At 45.5% G+C, this 15,857-nt stretch carries 17 protein-coding genes; 12 read left to right on the top strand and 5 right to left on the bottom strand.

Annotated elements, in window-relative coordinates; genetic code table 11:
- The coding region (gene rpmG / locus AB7E14_RS08940) for a 50S ribosomal protein L33 (protein WP_178823671.1) at window positions 1–119 on the top strand (119 nt) is incomplete at its 5' end.
- A gap of 98 nt (window positions 120–217) precedes the next feature.
- Window positions 218–1,027, top strand: a complete 810-nt coding sequence (gene mutM, locus AB7E14_RS08935) for a bifunctional DNA-formamidopyrimidine glycosylase/DNA-(apurinic or apyrimidinic site) lyase (RefSeq protein ID WP_044263544.1) — start codon at window positions 218–220, stop codon at window positions 1,025–1,027.
- A gap of 25 nt (window positions 1,028–1,052) precedes the next feature.
- Here mutM and coaD read toward each other — a convergent pair whose 3' ends face one another.
- Window positions 1,053–1,532 carry a pantetheine-phosphate adenylyltransferase gene (gene coaD, locus AB7E14_RS08930; protein ID WP_044328862.1) on the bottom strand — a complete coding sequence of 160 codons (480 nt, stop codon included), beginning with the start codon at window positions 1,530–1,532 and terminating at the stop codon, window positions 1,053–1,055.
- A gap of 8 nt (window positions 1,533–1,540) precedes the next feature.
- Window positions 1,541–2,818: a lipid IV(A) 3-deoxy-D-manno-octulosonic acid transferase gene (gene waaA / locus AB7E14_RS08925; RefSeq protein ID WP_058587390.1), complete on the bottom strand. Its 1,278-nt coding sequence runs from the start codon at window positions 2,816–2,818 to the stop codon at window positions 1,541–1,543.
- Between the two features lie 411 nt (window positions 2,819–3,229).
- Here waaA and rfaQ point away from each other — a divergent pair, with 411 nt between their 5' ends.
- The 10 genes from rfaQ (at window position 3,230) to AB7E14_RS08875 (ending at window position 13,233) form a co-directional block, all read left to right on the top strand.
- A complete protein-coding gene (gene rfaQ / locus AB7E14_RS08920; RefSeq protein WP_072044223.1) occupies window positions 3,230–4,300 on the top strand; it encodes a lipopolysaccharide core heptosyltransferase RfaQ in 1,071 nt (356 codons plus the stop codon).
- On the top strand, window positions 4,297–5,421 hold the full coding sequence (locus AB7E14_RS08915; RefSeq protein WP_316962418.1) for a glycosyltransferase family 4 protein: 1,125 nt from the start codon (window positions 4,297–4,299) through the stop codon (window positions 5,419–5,421). The genes rfaQ and AB7E14_RS08915 overlap by 4 nt, the downstream gene beginning before the upstream one ends.
- Window positions 5,414–6,211, top strand: coding sequence for a lipopolysaccharide core heptose(I) kinase RfaP (rfaP, locus tag AB7E14_RS08910; protein ID WP_316962417.1), 798 nt, complete (start codon window positions 5,414–5,416; stop codon window positions 6,209–6,211). Before AB7E14_RS08915 ends, rfaP begins: the two co-directional genes overlap by 8 nt.
- Before the next feature lie 308 nt (window positions 6,212–6,519).
- Window positions 6,520–7,176: a glycosyltransferase family 52 gene (locus tag AB7E14_RS08905; RefSeq protein WP_428169476.1), complete on the top strand. Its 657-nt coding sequence runs from the start codon at window positions 6,520–6,522 to the stop codon at window positions 7,174–7,176.
- A gap of 42 nt (window positions 7,177–7,218) precedes the next feature.
- The gene (gene waaB, locus AB7E14_RS08900) at window positions 7,219–8,316 is read left to right on the top strand and encodes a lipopolysaccharide 1,6-galactosyltransferase (protein WP_046401706.1); all 1,098 of its coding nucleotides are present in this window, start codon (window positions 7,219–7,221) and stop codon (window positions 8,314–8,316) included.
- 5 nt (window positions 8,317–8,321) lie between these two features.
- The gene (gene waaO, locus AB7E14_RS08895; protein WP_316962416.1) at window positions 8,322–9,335 is read left to right on the top strand and encodes a lipopolysaccharide 3-alpha-galactosyltransferase; all 1,014 of its coding nucleotides are present in this window, start codon (window positions 8,322–8,324) and stop codon (window positions 9,333–9,335) included.
- A gap of 20 nt (window positions 9,336–9,355) precedes the next feature.
- Complete coding sequence (locus tag AB7E14_RS08890) at window positions 9,356–10,372, top strand: glycosyltransferase family 8 protein (RefSeq protein WP_428169475.1); 1,017 nt, start codon at window positions 9,356–9,358, stop codon at window positions 10,370–10,372.
- A gap of 13 nt (window positions 10,373–10,385) precedes the next feature.
- Window positions 10,386–11,084, top strand: a complete 699-nt coding sequence (rfaY, locus tag AB7E14_RS08885; RefSeq protein WP_044267560.1) for a lipopolysaccharide core heptose(II) kinase RfaY — start codon at window positions 10,386–10,388, stop codon at window positions 11,082–11,084.
- A gap of 180 nt (window positions 11,085–11,264) precedes the next feature.
- A complete protein-coding gene (waaZ, locus tag AB7E14_RS08880; protein WP_316962413.1) occupies window positions 11,265–12,119 on the top strand; it encodes a 3-deoxy-D-manno-oct-2-ulosonate III transferase WaaZ in 855 nt (284 codons plus the stop codon).
- 37 nt (window positions 12,120–12,156) lie between these two features.
- Window positions 12,157–13,233 carry a glycosyltransferase family 9 protein gene (locus AB7E14_RS08875; RefSeq protein ID WP_316962412.1) on the top strand — a complete coding sequence of 359 codons (1,077 nt, stop codon included), beginning with the start codon at window positions 12,157–12,159 and terminating at the stop codon, window positions 13,231–13,233.
- 26 nt (window positions 13,234–13,259) lie between these two features.
- Here the strand turns inward: AB7E14_RS08875 and AB7E14_RS08870 are convergent, their stop codons facing one another.
- The 3 genes from AB7E14_RS08870 to waaF form a co-directional block, all read right to left on the bottom strand.
- Window positions 13,260–14,531, bottom strand: a complete 1,272-nt coding sequence (locus AB7E14_RS08870; RefSeq protein ID WP_316962411.1) for an O-antigen ligase family protein — start codon at window positions 14,529–14,531, stop codon at window positions 13,260–13,262.
- Between the two features lie 10 nt (window positions 14,532–14,541).
- Window positions 14,542–15,504 carry a lipopolysaccharide heptosyltransferase RfaC gene (rfaC, locus tag AB7E14_RS08865; RefSeq protein WP_044327940.1) on the bottom strand — a complete coding sequence of 321 codons (963 nt, stop codon included), beginning with the start codon at window positions 15,502–15,504 and terminating at the stop codon, window positions 14,542–14,544.
- 3 nt (window positions 15,505–15,507) lie between these two features.
- Window positions 15,508–15,857 (bottom strand): lipopolysaccharide heptosyltransferase II (gene waaF / locus AB7E14_RS08860; RefSeq protein WP_428169474.1); only part of this gene is annotated, 350 nt, incomplete at its 5' end.

Genomic DNA, 15,857 nt, shown 5'->3' with positions numbered 1-15,857 from the left:
CTGGTCACTTCTATACCACCACGAAGAACAAACGTACTAAGCCGGAAAAACTGGAACTGAAAAAATTCGATCCAGTTGTCCGTCAGCACGTTCTCTACAAAGAAGCGAAAATTAAGTAAGTCTCGCTTTGCTGTAATGAAAAACCTCGCTTCGGCGGGGTTTTTTGTTTTCTGGCCATCCCCATATTAGTGAGACCTGATACATAGCCGGAGACGTTATGCCTGAATTACCTGAAGTCGAAACCAGCCGCCGCGGTATTGAACCGCATCTGGTCGGGGCAACCATTCTGCATGCCAATGTGCGTAATGGACGTCTGCGTTGGCCGGTATCAGAAGAGATCTACCGTCTGAGCGACAAACCGGTGCTCAGCGTTCAGCGCCGTGCGAAATACCTTCTGCTGGAGCTACCCGATGGCTGGATCATCATTCACCTGGGGATGTCAGGCAGTCTACGTATCCTTCCTGAAGAACTGCCGGCAGAAAAACATGACCATGTCGATTTAGTGATGAGTAACGGTAAAGTCTTGCGCTACACCGATCCCCGTCGCTTTGGCGCCTGGCTGTGGACGAAAGAACTGGAAGGGCACAACGTACTGGCGCATCTCGGTCCTGAACCGCTAAGCGATGCTTTCAACGGCGAATACCTGCAACAGAAATGTGCGAAGAAGAAAACGGCGATTAAACCCTGGTTGATGGATAATAAGCTGGTCGTGGGGGTCGGAAATATCTACGCCAGTGAATCCCTGTTTGCTGCGGGTATTCATCCTGACCGTCTGGCGTCGTCATTGTCGCCGGCTGAATATGAACTGCTGGTGCGCGTGATTAAGGCCGTCCTGCTGCGTTCAATAGAACAGGGTGGAACGACGCTGAAAGATTTTCTGCAAAGCGATGGTAAACCGGGCTATTTTGCTCAAGAGTTGCAGGTCTATGGTCGTAAAGGTGAGCCATGCAGAGTGTGCGGAACGCCGATCGTAGCATCGAAACACGCGCAGCGTGCGACGTTCTATTGCCGTCAGTGCCAGAAGTAAGACGGGGCGTCCCGGATGCGGGACGCTATTTGAGCTTTGCCAACAGCGCCTGATGAATATTCTCGGGCAGGAAGTGGGTGACATCACCCTGATGGCGGGCCACTTCTTTCACCAATGACGATGAGATGAAGGACCACTCTTTAGAAGGCATCAGAAAGACACTTTCCAGCTCTGGCATCAAATGCCGATTCATGTGGGCCAACTGCATTTCGTATTCAAAATCCGCGACAGCGCGCAATCCACGAATCAGGATGTTAGCCTGCTTTTCCCGCGCAAAGTTGGCCATCAGATCGCTAAAACCCAGCACCTCAACGCCGGACAGATGAGCGGTGGCCTGCTGAGCCAGCGCAACGCGTTCTTCAAGGCTGAACATCGGTTTTTTACCGGGGCTTGCCGCAATCGCCAGAATGACATGATCAAACATCTGCGTAGCACGCGTGATGATATCGATATGGCCGTTCGTCAACGGATCAAAAGTGCCTGGATAAATCGCCCGTTTTTGCATAACAGCCCTCAATGCGTTTTCGGTGGCAGATAAGGTTCCAGCAGCTGTAGCAGGCGCTGCAACGCCCCCTGGTTTTGATAGAGAACTTCAACTGCGTGACGACCATAGAAATTACGATAATCGGCATCGGTCAGTAAAGAGGAAACCTCTTTGGCAAGACTTGTGGCGTCCGTGACCGTAATCAAACCGCTGGCCTGCTCCAGACGGGCGCAAATATCTTTGAAATTGAAGGTATGGGGTCCCATTAGCACCGGAATTGCGTGTGCCGCGGCTTCCAGCGGGTTATGTCCGCCACGTTCAACCAGTGATCCTCCGACAAACGCCAGATCCGCAATTCCGTAAAGCAGCATCAGTTCACCCATCGTATCACCTACAACGACCTGGGTACTGGCCGAGGGGACTTCGCCGGAGGAACGTGTGGTATAGCTTAGCCCGGCTTCACGCACGAGGTTAATCGCATCCGGGAAGCGTTCCGGATGACGCGGGACCAGAATCAACAGCAGGTTGGGGAACTGGTGTAACAATGCCTGATGCGCGGCGATGATAATACTCTCTTCACCATCATGAGTACTGGTTGCGATCCACACCGGGCGATGCGGCGCCCACTGGCGACGCAGCGTAACTGCTTTTGCGGCAAGTTGTGGTGTTACGGAAATATCGAACTTCAGACTGCCGGTGACGGTCACCTGATTGTTCTTCGCGCCCAGCGTCACAAAGCGCTGACCATCCTCTTCATTTTGCGCTGCAATTAGCGTAATACGACGGAGGATTCGGCGGATAAATTTCCCCAACTTCGCGTAACCGTCAGCGGAGCGGGCAGAAAGACGCGCATTGGCGATGACCAGTGGAATATGGCGTTTATGCAGCGCGGCAATCAGGTTCGGCCATAGCTCCGTTTCCATAATCAGCACCAGCTTAGGATCAACCTTGTTCAGGAAGCGACCCAGCGCATCGGGTAAATCGTAAGGCAGGTAGACGTGCTGAACATCGCTACCGAAGGCTGACTGGACACGCTCGGAGCCGGTTGGCGTCATCGTGGTGACCGTGATCGGTAGATCGGGGTAGCGATGTCGCAGGGCGCGAACCAAAGGAATGGCTGCCAGTGTTTCGCCGACAGAGACGGAATGGAGCATAATCCCGCCCGGTTTCAGGGGGCGACGGTAAAAACCGTAGCGTTCACCCCAGCGTTTACGGTAGGCCGGGGCCTTACGTCCGCGCACCCAAAGCCGTATCCAGATCAAAGGCTGAACAAGGTAGAGAAGGGCGGTGTAAAGCAATTCGAGCATAGTAAATAGCTGACTTATGGATGTGCTGGGGATTCTATGTATTTAGCCAGGGCTTTACCATTACTTTTCCTGTTTTTGACTTAAATAGCTTTAAGTCCGACTTATTCCGCCAGCCCGGCTCATCTTTTTTGAATTTTTATGCCATTTATTGATTTTTACTGCTCTTGCCGTTGTTAACCGAGCCAATCGGTGACGAAAAAAACAATGGTCAGATTAATATCAATTTGATTTAAAAAAGAAAAATACCCACTTTGCAGTTAATTTATTCGAGTCGGATCGCAGCGAAAGAAGTGATACACTAGCGCGTAAAAGTCAGTGCAATATCAGTGATCGGGTAGCTGTTGAGCCTGGGGCGGTAGCGTGCTGTTTTCTGCTTAACTTTATCGGACAATCACAACAAAAGAGTCGCGTGTGGAAAAGCCTTTTCGAAAAATTCTGGTCATCAAGATGCGTTTCCACGGGGATATGCTATTAACCACTCCCGTTATCAGTACGCTAAAGCAGAACTATCCTGACGCCAAAATCGATATGCTTCTTTACCAGGATACGATGCCTATTTTGTCGGAAAATCCCGAGATTAATACCCTTTATGGCATCAGTAATAAGGGAACGGGGGCGGCAGAGAAAATTAAAAATACGCTTTCGCTGATTAAGACCTTACGCAACAACCAATATGATCTGGTTATCAACCTGACCGATCAGTGGATCGTGGCGCTGATTGTCCGTTTTTTACACGCAAGAGTAAAAATATCCCAGGATTTCGCTAACCGACAGTCTGCATTCTGGAAACAGAGTTTTACCCATCTCGTTCCCTATTCCGGCAAACACGTTGTCGAACGTACGCTGTCAGCACTCAAACCACTGGGGCTGGAGCATATTGTTACTGAAACGACGATGAGCTATCGGCCTGAACACTGGGAGAATATGCGTCGGCAGTTGCGCCAGCTTGGCGTGACGCATCAGTATGTGGTGATTCAACCTACGGCAAGGCAGTTATTTAAATGCTGGGATAATGACAAATTTTCCCGCGTCATTGATGCTCTTGAACGTCGTGGTTATCAGGTCGTGCTGACGTCCGGCCCTTCTGCTGACGATTTAGCCTGTGTGGAAGAGATTGCGCTGGGGTGCGAAACCAAACCGGTAACCGGGCTGGCAGGTAAAACCCGATTCCCGGAATTAGGCGCGCTGATTGATCATGCCGCCCTTTTTATTGGCGTTGATTCAGCCCCAGGGCATATCGCCGCGGCGGTCAAAACGCCGGTGATATGTCTGTTTGGCGCGACAGACCATGTCTTCTGGCGCCCCTGGACTGACAATATTATTCAGTTCTGGGCAGGGGACTATCAGCCGATGCCTAAACGATCTGAACTGGACCGTAACAAAAAATATATGTCCGTTATTCCCGCTGAGGATGTGATTGCGGCAACGGAAAAACTGTTGCCGCAGAACGCGCAAATTATCGAAATGGATGCGCCAGTATGATCGTGGCTTTTTGTTTGTATAAGTATTTTCCGTTCGGCGGACTACAACGTGACTTTATGCGCATTGCGCAAACCGTAGCAGCTCGAGGTCATCAGGTCCGTATTTATACCCAATCGTGGGACGGAGAATGCCCGGATGCTTTTGAGCTCATTCGTGTACCGGTTAAATCTCGGACCAACCATGGGCGTAATGCGGAATATTATGCCTGGGTACAGGCGCATTTGCGTGAGCATCCCGTTGACAGGGTCGTAGGGTTTAACAAGATGCCAGGCCTGGATGTCTATTTTGCCGCGGATGTCTGTTATGCCGAAAAAGTTGAGCAAGAAAAAGGCTTTTTCTATCGTCTGACCTCTCGTTATCGCCATTACGCGGCGTTTGAACGGGCAACGTTTGAACAGGGTAAACCGACGCAGTTATTAATGCTGACGGATACGCAGATTGCTGATTTCCAGAAGCATTATCAAACCGAAGCGGAGCGTTTTCATATTCTCCCTCCGGGGATTTACCCGGACAGAAAATACAGTGCGCAAATCTCGAATGCCCGTGAAATCGTTCGCCAGAAGAACGGTATTTCGGAGCAGCAAAACTTACTGTTGCAGGTTGGCTCTGATTTTACCCGCAAAGGGGTGGATCGTTCGATTGAAGCACTTGCGTCACTTCCGGCGGCGCTGCGGCATAACACACTTTTGTATATTGTCGGTCAGGATAAGCCACGCAAATTTGAAGCGCTGGCAGAAAAACGCGGCGTGCGCAGTAATGTGCATTTTTTCTCCGGACGCAATGATATCGCGGAGTTGATGGCTGCCGCCGATTTGTTACTGCACCCGGCCTATCAGGAAGCGGCAGGTATTGTTCTGCTGGAGGCAATTACTGCTGGCTTGCCAGTGTTGACCACTGCCGTTTGCGGTTATGCGCATTATATTGCGCAGGCTAACTGTGGCGATGTGATTGAAGAACCCTGGCGGCAGGACGCGTTGAACGACATTTTGCGTAAAGCGCTGACCCAGCCGTCATTGCGTGCAGCGTGGGCAGAAAACGCGCGGCATTATGCGGATACGCAAGATTTGTACAGTCTGCCGGAAAAGGCGGCGGACATTATTACAGGTGGTCTGGATGGTTGAATTGAAAGAACCGTTAGCCACATTATGGCGCGGGAAAGACGCGTTTGAGGAAGTCAAAACGCTGCAGGGTGAAGTCTTCAGGGAGCTGGAAACTCGTCGTACGCTGCGATTTGAACTGGCGGGGAAAAGCTATTTCCTTAAATGGCATCGGGGTACTTCTCTCAAGGAAATTGTCAAAAACCTTCTCTCGCTGCGGATGCCGGTTTTGGGCGCTGACAGAGAATGGAACGCTATTCATCGCCTCCAGGATTTAGGCGTGGATACGATGTATGGCGTTGGTTTCGGTGAGAAAGGGCTCAACCCTCTGACCAAAACGTCGTTCATTATTACCGAAGATCTCACGCCGACCATCAGTCTGGAAGACTATTGTGCGGATTGGGCAACGAATCCACCGGACGTCAACGTCAAGTGGATGATTATTGACCGTGTGGCCACGATGGTGCGCAAGATGCACGCAGGTGGAATCAATCACCGTGATTGCTATATCTGCCACTTCCTGCTGCATCTGCCTTTTTCAGGCAATAAAGAAGACTTAAAGATTTCGGTTATTGATCTACACAGGGCACAGATTCGTACGAAAGTTCCTCGCCGCTGGCGTGATAAAGACCTGATTGGCCTCTATTTTTCGTCACTAAACATTGGGTTGACACAGCGGGATATCTGGCGGTTTATGCGGGTTTATTTTTCGGCTCCATTAAGTGATATATTTCGTAATGAAGCAGACCTGTTAATCCAGGCAGAAGCAAAAGCAGAGCGAATAAAAGAACGAACACTGAGAAAAAAACTATAATTATTTTGAGATGAAAGAGGCTAAATGTTTCTCTTCATATGCATGACTAATTTGCAGTTGCTTATTGCAAAAGCTATTATTGAAAAGGAGCGGCTGAATAATGTTGATCTGTTGTTTATTGGTGACGCCGGGAATGGAAAAAATGTTTGTTATTTAAATAAAATCAAACCATTGTGTCAGCATGTTAGTCTCGAAGCTAATGCAAAAAAGACATCAACTTTTAAAACATTAAAAAGGACATTGTATGCAAAGAAAATTATGATGTCATATAAGAAAAAATATGACGTTATTTTTTTGCGAATTTTCATGTGCCACTTATTCACCATATACTATCAGTGATTTCTTTCGATGAGATAAGAACATTCGATGATGGAACGAATAATATAAATAAAAAAAGTGTGATGTATCAGGATTCCTCAGTTTCATTCTCGTCGAAATGTTTTCGAAGACTGATGGGCAGGAAGTATCATAAAGAGGATATCCTTAAACTCGACAGAGTACATTATACTTTATTTCCAGAAAAACCTAATATTATAGAAAAAAAAGAAGCGATTACATTAATTTGTTATAATAATGTAGGTACCGGAACAAGTATTACTAAAAAAATATTATTAGGTACAGTCTATTCAGATGCGATTGATAAGAAACACGGAGTGTTGTCTTTAATACAAAAAGTGCAGTGTTTTATCGATGACAGGAAAATAGATTACTATATTCCTCATCCGAGGGAGTTATCATATCAATTTGACAATGTTGAAAATATTAACTCTGAATTAATCGCGGAAGATATTATATTAGAGTTTTTAAAGCAAGGTTTACGGCTTGAATTGTATGGATTTAACACCACAGCACAAATTAATCTAAGTAATATATCTTTCATTGAAAACTATAATTTAAAAAGTCCTCTATTAAAGGAATGCTTCAATCACCATCTTGGATTTAGCTTTAACGATGTAGAATTATAATCACGATGGCAAGAAGAGAGACCGTAATCATATATGAATGAAATGCCGGTTCGAACTGGGTTAAAAATCGCATTTATTGGCGAAGCTGTGTCCGGGTTTGGTGGAATGGAAACGGTCATCCGGGATGTTATCAACAACTTTCAGGCCGAACATTCTGCAATCCAGTGTGAGATGTTTTTCTTTTGCCGACATGACAAAATGGATAAGGCGTGGTTAAGCGGTATTAACTACTCATGCTCTTTCTCCACTATCCGTCTGGGCTTTTTACGTCGGGCAAAGCATATCCATACGTTTAGCCACTGGCTAAAGAAAACAGAACCCGATGTGGTGATCTGTATTGATGTGCTGTCTTGCCTGTTCGCCAGTAAAGCGCGGAAGAAATCAGGCCAGAATTTTACGATATTCTCCTGGCCACATTTTTCGCTGGATCATAAAAAACACGCCGAATGTGTTAGCTGGGCAGATTATCATCTGGCAATCAGTAGTGGTATCAAACACCAGATGATCGAACGGGGTATTGATAAAAAAAACATTACCGTTGTTTATAATCCCGTTTCCAGAAAGTCAGAAATTATTCCGCAACCAGAAAAAGGCCAACCCGCGGTCTTTCTGTATGTCGGAAGGATGAAGTTTGAAGGGCAAAAAAGGATTAAGGATCTGCTGGATGGATTATCCCATGCGGAAGGCGAATGGCAGTTGCATGTGGTTGGTGACGGTTCAGATTTTGAAAAATGTCAGTCCTATGGACGAGAACTGGGGATTGATAATCGTATTACCTGGCATGGTTGGCAGGTCTCTCCCTGGGATGTGGTGCAAAACAAGATAAAGAACGTCACGGCACTGTTGCTGACATCATCATTCGAGGGCTTTCCGATGACCCTGCTGGAAGCCATGTCGTATGGCATTCCGTGCATTAGCTCTGACTGTATGTCTGGTCCACGGGATATGATCAAACCGGGTATCAATGGTGAATTGTATCCTCCGAAGGATCTCCAACAGTTTACTCATCTGCTCAATCAAATCCTCTCAGGTCAGATGAAGTATGATAGTCATCTTATTCCTGAGACGATAGATAACTTCTATAATGAAGTCTATTTTCAGCATTTAAGAAGTGCGATATTTTCCAAAATCAATAAGTGATCACTATGACTCAAACGTATTTTGAAGAAAAAGTCATTCAGCAGACTTTAGATTATAACTATGCAGAACATAGTGATGTTGATAGCTTTAATATTGCGTATGGCATTGACAAGAACTTCCTTTTTGGTTGTGGTGTGTCCATTGCGTCAATACTGATTGCTAACCTCGATACTCCGTTTTCCTTTCATGTTTTTACTGACTCATTTAGCAATGAGGAACAGGCGAGATTTAATGCGTTGGCAAAGCAATACGCCACCCAAATCGTGGTATATCTCGTTGACTGCGAGCAGTTGAAATCATTACCAAGTACTAAAAACTGGTCATATGCAACGTACTTCCGGTTTATTATCGCCGACCACTTCGCGGGAAAAATGGACAGGGTACTGTATCTGGATGCAGATATTGCCTGTCAGGGAAGTGTACAAGAACTGATTGACCTCCAGTTTGCTGAACATGAAATTGCGGCCGTGGTAGCGGAGGGAGAGTCAGAGTGGTGGACGAAGCGCTCAGTCAGTCTGGCAACGCCGGGACTGGTTTCTGGCTACTTTAATGCCGGCTTTTTGCTGATTAATCTTCCTGTCTGGACCACTGAGGATATTTCCCGAAAGGCCATCGAGATGTTACGCGATCCGGATGTGGTACAGCGTATCACTCACCTGGACCAGGATGTACTGAATATGTTACTGGTCGGCAAGGCGCGTTTTATTAGCAAGAAGTTTAATACCCAATTCAGCATCAATTACGAATTAAAGCGTGATGTGGTTAACCCTGTGGATGAAAATACGGTGTTCATTCATTATATTGGGCCGACTAAGCCCTGGCATCAATGGGGCAACTACCCTATCGCGCAAAGCTTTTTGAATGCGAAAAAGTTATCACCCTGGTGTAATGTTGAATTGCTGAAACCTAACAACAGTCATCAGTTGCGTTATGCGGCGAAGCATATGTTTAACCAGAAGCAATATTTCTCTGGTCTGGTAGATTATGCTCTTTATTTTAAAAGCAAAATTACTAAATAAAAATAATTATAGGTGACGCAGTGGACTCATTTCCTGAAATAGAGATAGCAGAATATAAAGTTTTTGATGAGCGCTATGATAATAATGGTAATACATTAAATATCTCTTATGGAATTGATGAGAACTATCTTGATGGTGTCGGGGTGTCTATTACCTCGGTATTAATTCATAATGATATAAATGTTGCTTTTCATATTATCTGTGACAACTATACACAAAGCTTCGTTGATAAGATTGAAGCGCTGGTACAAGAACATAAAATAAAAGTTTCATTATATCTTATCAATGTCAAATGCCTTGAGGTATTGCCGAAAACACAGGTCTGGTCAAGAGCCATGTATTTTCGACTTTTCGCTTTTGATTATTTGCACCATAAACTAGAAAAATTGTTGTATCTTGATGCTGATGTCATTTGCAAAGGCTCTCTGGACTATCTTCTGGACCTTGATCTCGATGATAACGTCGCTGCCGTGGTAAAAGACGTTGACTCAATACAGTCCAGGGTAAATGAAAGGCTACCCTCTTTTAATCTTCAGGGTCGATATTTCAACTCCGGTGTTGTCTTGATAAACCTCAGGCGATGGGCTGAGAACCAATTAACTGCCAGGGCGTTGTCTCTTTTGACAGACAGTGATGGAAGTGCAACCTTTTTTAAATATCCGGATCAGGATGTCCTGAATATACTGCTGCGCGATAAAGTTTATTTTTTACCTCGTGAATACAATACAATTTATACCATTAAAAGTGAATTAAGCGATAAGACGCATGAAAAATATTTAAATATAATCCATGCTGATACAAAACTGATTCACTATACAGGGGCGACAAAACCCTGGCATGCCTGGGCAAATTATCCCTCCGTGATTTATTATACTAATGCTTTTATTAAATCACCGTGGAAAGATGCTCCTGCCAAAGATGCGCGAACGATGGTTGAGTATAAAAAAAGATATAAACATCTTTTGGTTCAAAATCATTATCTGCGTAGAGCAATTGCGGGTGTAGCGTACCTCTATCGTAAAATTTTAGCGAAATAATACCTTTATAATTATGATCACTGAAACAAAAATTAAAAACTATACCGTATTTGTAAAACAAGATGGCGAGAAATACATTGATATTTTCAATGATTTTTTAACGCATAATCTTAAAGTGTTAAGAGTCTTTCGTAGTATTGAGGATACCAAGGTCGTATTAATTGATACTGACCATGGAAAATATATCCTGAAAGTATTTCACCCTAAAGTAAAAAATACTGAGCGATTTTTTAAGTCGTTGGTTAAAGGGGATTACTACGAAAAGCTTTTTTACCAGACCGATCGCGTGCGGCAGGAAGGTTTTGACGCCTTAAATGACTTTTATTTGCTTGCTGAAGTGAAGACCCTTCGTTATGTGCATACTTACATCATGATCATTGAGTATATCGAGGGGGTTGAACTGGTAGACCTGCCTGTCATCTCCGATGATGTGAAAGAGAAGATAAAGCAATCCATTCAAGGGTTGCATCAGCATGGTATGGTCTCAGGTGATCCGCATAAAGGTAACTTCATATTACAAAATGATGAAATAAGAATAATCGATCTGTCCGGAAAAAGACCTTCCCGACAGAGAATGGCGAAAGATCGTATTGATTTAGAACGCCACTATGGTATTGAAAATAATAGAAAAGACCTGGGGTTTTATCTCCTGGTTTATAAGAAAAAGTGGCGGAATTTCCTGCGCCGTCTGAAAGGTAAAAGTGTGCGCTAAGCTTCAATGTGATTATTTAGAATATTGCTTTTAGTCGTTCTAAATGCAAAAATGAGTTTGTATATTTTGTGAGCAAATCTGGTCGGTCTGGTTTGCTCATCCTCGCTAAAGATAAACCATGAACACTTTCCTCAAAGATTCATCGTGATTTAAGTTGCATGACAAACCTACAGGTTTCATATGAGTAATGTTAAGTTTATAACTCGAGCAGGTGTTCAGCAACTTATTGCCAACAGAACATCTGATAACGTGATCATTTTCTTATCGGGACCCACCTCCCGAGGGACACCGCTTTCTCTTTTGCAGAACAATGATGTCATTACTGTTAACGGCGCTGCGGAATACTTGCTCAGTAATAGTATTACTCCCTTCATTTATGTCTTAACAGATGCGCGTTTTTTGCTACAAAGACGTCTCGATTTTTATCAATTTAGCCGGGCGAGTAAGTTTACTGTCGTCAATATGGATGTTTATGAAGCCGCTACCGAAGAAGATAAGAAATATATGCGAACTCATTGTTTGATTTTACGCGCATTTTATAAACGTGAAAAAGGCGGCTTTTTCAAGAAACTGAAGCTAGAAATGCTTTCAAAATGGAATAAGAATCTCTTGATTCGGGTGCCCATTTCTAAACGTAAAAGACTGGTTGGATTTAGTAAAGATATCAGTTTAGGTTACTGCTCATGCCATACAGTGGCGTATACGGCGATGCAGATAGCGTATTCATTAGGTTATGACAACACGATCTGTTCCGGATTAGATATCACCGGGAGCTGTGCACGTTTTTATGATGAGAGTCGCAATCCAATGCCTTCTGAACTGAGCAAGGATTTAATCAAAATTCTGCCATTTTTCCAGTTTATGTGTGAGAGCGTTGACGACTTTAATATCTATAATCTGTCTGACGATACTGCAATAAGCTACGATATTATTCCCTATATTAAGGCAGCGGATGTCGCAGCGTTACCCTCCAGACAGCACATCATGAACAATGCGCATGATCTTCACGATCGTGCCGATTCTTATGTAAGTTAGTATTAACCTCTTTTATATTTGTAGTGTGGTAACTCGCATGGGTTTAGGTGCTTTTCATAAGAAAAAAAGATTCTGCATTAATAAAATCAAGATTAATTTTTTGTCATTTTTCTTCGCCAGGAAAAAGAATGCAAAAATTAATGCAGACAAGATTCAGACCTGCTTGCTAATCCATGATAACAACAAGTTAGGCGATTTAATTGTATTGAGTTCGCTGTATCGCGAACTGACTAATCGTGGTGTACAACTGTCAATATTAACCACAGAAACGGGGAAAGCGTTTCTTTCTGGTAATCGTCGGATACATCAGTTTTATATTAAAAAATCAAATGCAATCAGTGATGTACTGGCATTACGTAAATGTCTTTCCCGCGAATCTTTCGATATCGTACTTGATCCTTTTGAAACCATGCCTTCCTTTGGTCACAGCCTGTTGCTGTCGGGTGTCAGACACGCTCATATCCTGGGTTTTGATAAGTGGTATCAACGTTACTATACCGTTTACCATCCGCATGATGAGAAGTTAACGGCGCATATGTGTACACGGGCCAGTGAAATACTGCGTCATTTTTATGGCGATGAACGTCATGAATTTGATGTGAGTTATGATTTACCACTGCCAGAGTCGGTTGAAAAAGATGTTCTGAATTTTGTTGGCGACTCAAAAATAATTATTATCAATGCATTAGGGGCAAAGAAAATCTGCCGACTGTCTGATGAGCAGATCGGTACGATTTATTCGCATCTCTGTAAACAGTATCCGTATTACCGAATTATTTTTACCGGCTTAGCCGAAGATATTCGCTCTATTGCGATACCGGGCATTGAATCACTGCCCTTTAAAGAATTCATTTATACGGTTGCACTGACAAAATTCAGTCAGTATGTGATCTCCGTGGATACCGCACTGGTCCATATTGCATCGGCATATGAAATTCCTACGCTCGCGCTTTACCCAAATGCGCGACAAACGACCTACCCCTCACACCTCATCTGGGCACCGAATAACTGCAATGCGTTACAGGTGGTCTCTCCTACGTATACGGTGAAGGATATTAGCCTGAAGGTGCTGACTGAATCGGTAGAGGGGTTGCTGTCAAAACACCAGAAGTGAGTGATAGCTCACTTCTGATTGTCAGGTTATTGTGACGCAATATCGCCGTGCTGTCGGTTTTTCTTGAGGAAAAGCATTAAAACGATCGCGGTTATTAAGATGATTGGCACGCTCCGGGACCAGAGAATAACATCACTCAGCCCGATTCCAATGGCGGCTAACGTTAAGGCAAACAGTCCCAGCGAACGGTGATAATAGACCGTAAAGAACAACGCGATATAGAAGAAAAGCGTCGACAGAACCCCGGCAATCCCTTTCAGTGAGGCGGCTTCGATGAACTCATTGTGCAAATGGACATTCGAAAATTCGAGTGCGCCTTGCAGGTACTTATGTTCTTTCGCTAGTTCCGTCATTCGCTGTGCCCGCGTATCGGCCGAGCGTGCCGCGAACGGCGCGTCTTTAAAGATATCAAAGCCAATCTCATACATCGCCAGCCGTGCGCCCAGAGAACTATTACTGTTGCCCTGACTGTAGCGATTCAAATCTGAAACACCTTCATGGTAACGGTTATAAATCGGCTTACTGAATATGGCGATCAGGACAACCAGCGCAATCAAAAAGCCAATGACTGAAAAGAAGAGTTTTTTTGGCGACTTGATATACCCGGCAACCAACGACAGCGCACAGATCACCGGGAAGATCAACAGCGTGGAACGCGTCTGGGTAAGTGCCAGGGCATAGAATATCGCGATGGCATTCAATAAAAATAATATCGGGTGATTCCGCTGGGTGTAGAGAATCGATATTCCGCTGACAATCCCGACAAACATAATGGAGTAGGCGGCGCCCGTAGCCGTACCAATGCCGAAATCAAGACGAGCCATGCCAGTAGTGGATTTTATGTAATATGCATATCCCGCGATAAAAAATGACAGTGAATACAGGATATAAAGCGGTAACTCTTTCTTAATGCGAATTCTTGACGTCAGCGCCAATAAAGTAAGAAAAGCGCCAAAGAGAAAGATTTTCGCCGTGTTCAAATAACTGTGATAGGTCGCGCGAAAGGGAGAGTGATCAACCTTAAAGGCGGAATACCAGACGACATCCAGCGCGCCGATGCTAAAAATAGTGAGCGGTAGCAACCAATACTGTACCGAATAGCTTTCAGGTTTACCGCGTAATAGCAGCGCCAACAGACCCAATATCGCCGTAACATTATATAACTTCATGCTTAGCGTATTATCAAACATTGCGACAATCAGCGTGATGGCACAGAGCAAATAAGTTGTTACTTCCAGTACTGAAGACGTCTTCGTGGCGTAGTGACGCCAGGGACAGATAAGACTCAAGGTTGGCATTCAATTACCTTTATAATAATGATGATAGTTCGTCGCGGACTGAATCAGCGTTTAGCATTGCTAATTGATTTCCTGGCGCACGACACGCCACCTGGTTCTTCCCGTAACCACCAATGAGCCCTGGATCCGTAGGACCGTACAACGTGATGTTAGGTCGATCGAGTGCGGCGGTCAGATGGCTTAACCCCGTATCGACTGAAACGACAAATTTTGCTCCCGCCAGCACGCGTGCGACGCCTTCCAGCGTCATTCGCGGTAATACCTCAACGTGAGCGAATCCCTCAGATAACCTCTTCGCCCGTGCTTCTTCATGAGGCGCGCCCCAGGGCAATTTAATGCTTATCCCACTGTCAGCTAACAGACCGATTAACGCTCGCCAGTTTGCCTCCGGCCAGTGCTTATCATCGCGCGTTGTGGCATGCAAAAAGACGGCATAGGGCTGTTCACCCGTATTTCCGAAGGTAAGGAAATGCTGCGCAATGGCATAATCGCCCTGCGACGCCGGTTTTTGATAGCCTAAACTTTTTGCAAACAGTTCGCGCGTACGCTCTACGGCATGCTGTTGTCTGGCAATATGATGGCGGCGATTATAGAACAGGCTGGCCAGCGGTTCACGCGCGGTTTGCCAGTCCATGCCGTGTTTTACCCCGTGCGCCAGACGTGTGACCAGCGCCGCGCTTTTCACCAGTCCCTGGGCGTCGATGATAGCGTCATAGCGCTCAGCCTGTACGGCATCGCGAAAGGCTTTGCGTTCTGCTTTAATCGGCGCGGAAAACCAGGCTTTACGCCAACGGCGAATCGCCACGGGGATGACACGGTTCACTGCGGCATGCCAGGACGGTATCTGCGCAAACCCTTCTTCAACCACCCAGTCAAACTGAATATCGGGGATGGCCTGTTGTGCATCCGTGAGTGCCGGCAGGGTATGTAGCACATCACCCATTGAGGACGTTTTGACGATCAGAACCCGCATTCGTCAGGCTTCCTCTTGCAGTAACAGACTGTTGAGTTCTTCCAGCACGCGCGCCGGCGTAATGTCGATCAGACTCTGATGATAGCCTTCGGCGGCATCGCCTTTGCGTACTTTGTGATAGCCCGTTATCAGGCGAATCACACGTGCTTTATGTGACAGAGGCGGGGTGAAATCCGGGCTACTTGGGCCATAGAGAGCGACCAGCGGGCGATTCAGCGCCGCGGCGACGTGCATCAGGCCGGAGTCGTTGGTGACAACGGCTTTACACGCGCCAATCAATATGACCGCCTGTTCGAGCTGTGTTTCGCCCGCCAGGTTACGACACCACGCCTGTTGTTCATCACTCAATGTCG

Origin of the sequence: Citrobacter sp. (assembly GCF_050252275.1) — a bacterium.
Lineage (GTDB): Bacteria > Pseudomonadota > Gammaproteobacteria > Enterobacterales > Enterobacteriaceae > Citrobacter_A > Citrobacter_A amalonaticus.
The sequence above is the reverse complement of the archived record's forward strand: the minus strand, read 5'-3'. Positions and strand labels throughout refer to the sequence as shown.

What these genes read in the sequence shown, in the direction of transcription:
- AB7E14_RS08915 (WP_316962418.1), top strand. Translation starts at nt 4,297, where the DNA reads ATGATCGTGGCTTTTTGTTTGTATAAGTATTTTCCGTTCGGCGGACTA.
- AB7E14_RS08875 (WP_316962412.1), top strand. Translation starts at nt 12,157, where the DNA reads ATGGGTTTAGGTGCTTTTCATAAGAAAAAAAGATTCTGCATTAATAAA.
- rfaP (WP_316962417.1), top strand. Translation starts at nt 5,414, where the DNA reads ATGGTTGAATTGAAAGAACCGTTAGCCACATTATGGCGCGGGAAAGAC.
- waaB (WP_046401706.1), top strand. Translation starts at nt 7,219, where the DNA reads ATGCCGGTTCGAACTGGGTTAAAAATCGCATTTATTGGCGAAGCTGTG.
- rfaY (WP_044267560.1), top strand. Translation starts at nt 10,386, where the DNA reads ATGATCACTGAAACAAAAATTAAAAACTATACCGTATTTGTAAAACAA.
- waaA (WP_058587390.1), bottom strand. Translation starts at nt 2,818, where the DNA reads ATGCTCGAATTGCTTTACACCGCCCTTCTCTACCTTGTTCAGCCTTTG.
- mutM (WP_044263544.1), top strand. Translation starts at nt 218, where the DNA reads ATGCCTGAATTACCTGAAGTCGAAACCAGCCGCCGCGGTATTGAACCG.
- waaO (WP_316962416.1), top strand. Translation starts at nt 8,322, where the DNA reads ATGACTCAAACGTATTTTGAAGAAAAAGTCATTCAGCAGACTTTAGAT.
- AB7E14_RS08870 (WP_316962411.1), bottom strand. Translation starts at nt 14,531, where the DNA reads ATGCCAACCTTGAGTCTTATCTGTCCCTGGCGTCACTACGCCACGAAG.
- waaZ (WP_316962413.1), top strand. Translation starts at nt 11,265, where the DNA reads ATGAGTAATGTTAAGTTTATAACTCGAGCAGGTGTTCAGCAACTTATT.
- rfaC (WP_044327940.1), bottom strand. Translation starts at nt 15,504, where the DNA reads ATGCGGGTTCTGATCGTCAAAACGTCCTCAATGGGTGATGTGCTACAT.
- coaD (WP_044328862.1), bottom strand. Translation starts at nt 1,532, where the DNA reads ATGCAAAAACGGGCGATTTATCCAGGCACTTTTGATCCGTTGACGAAC.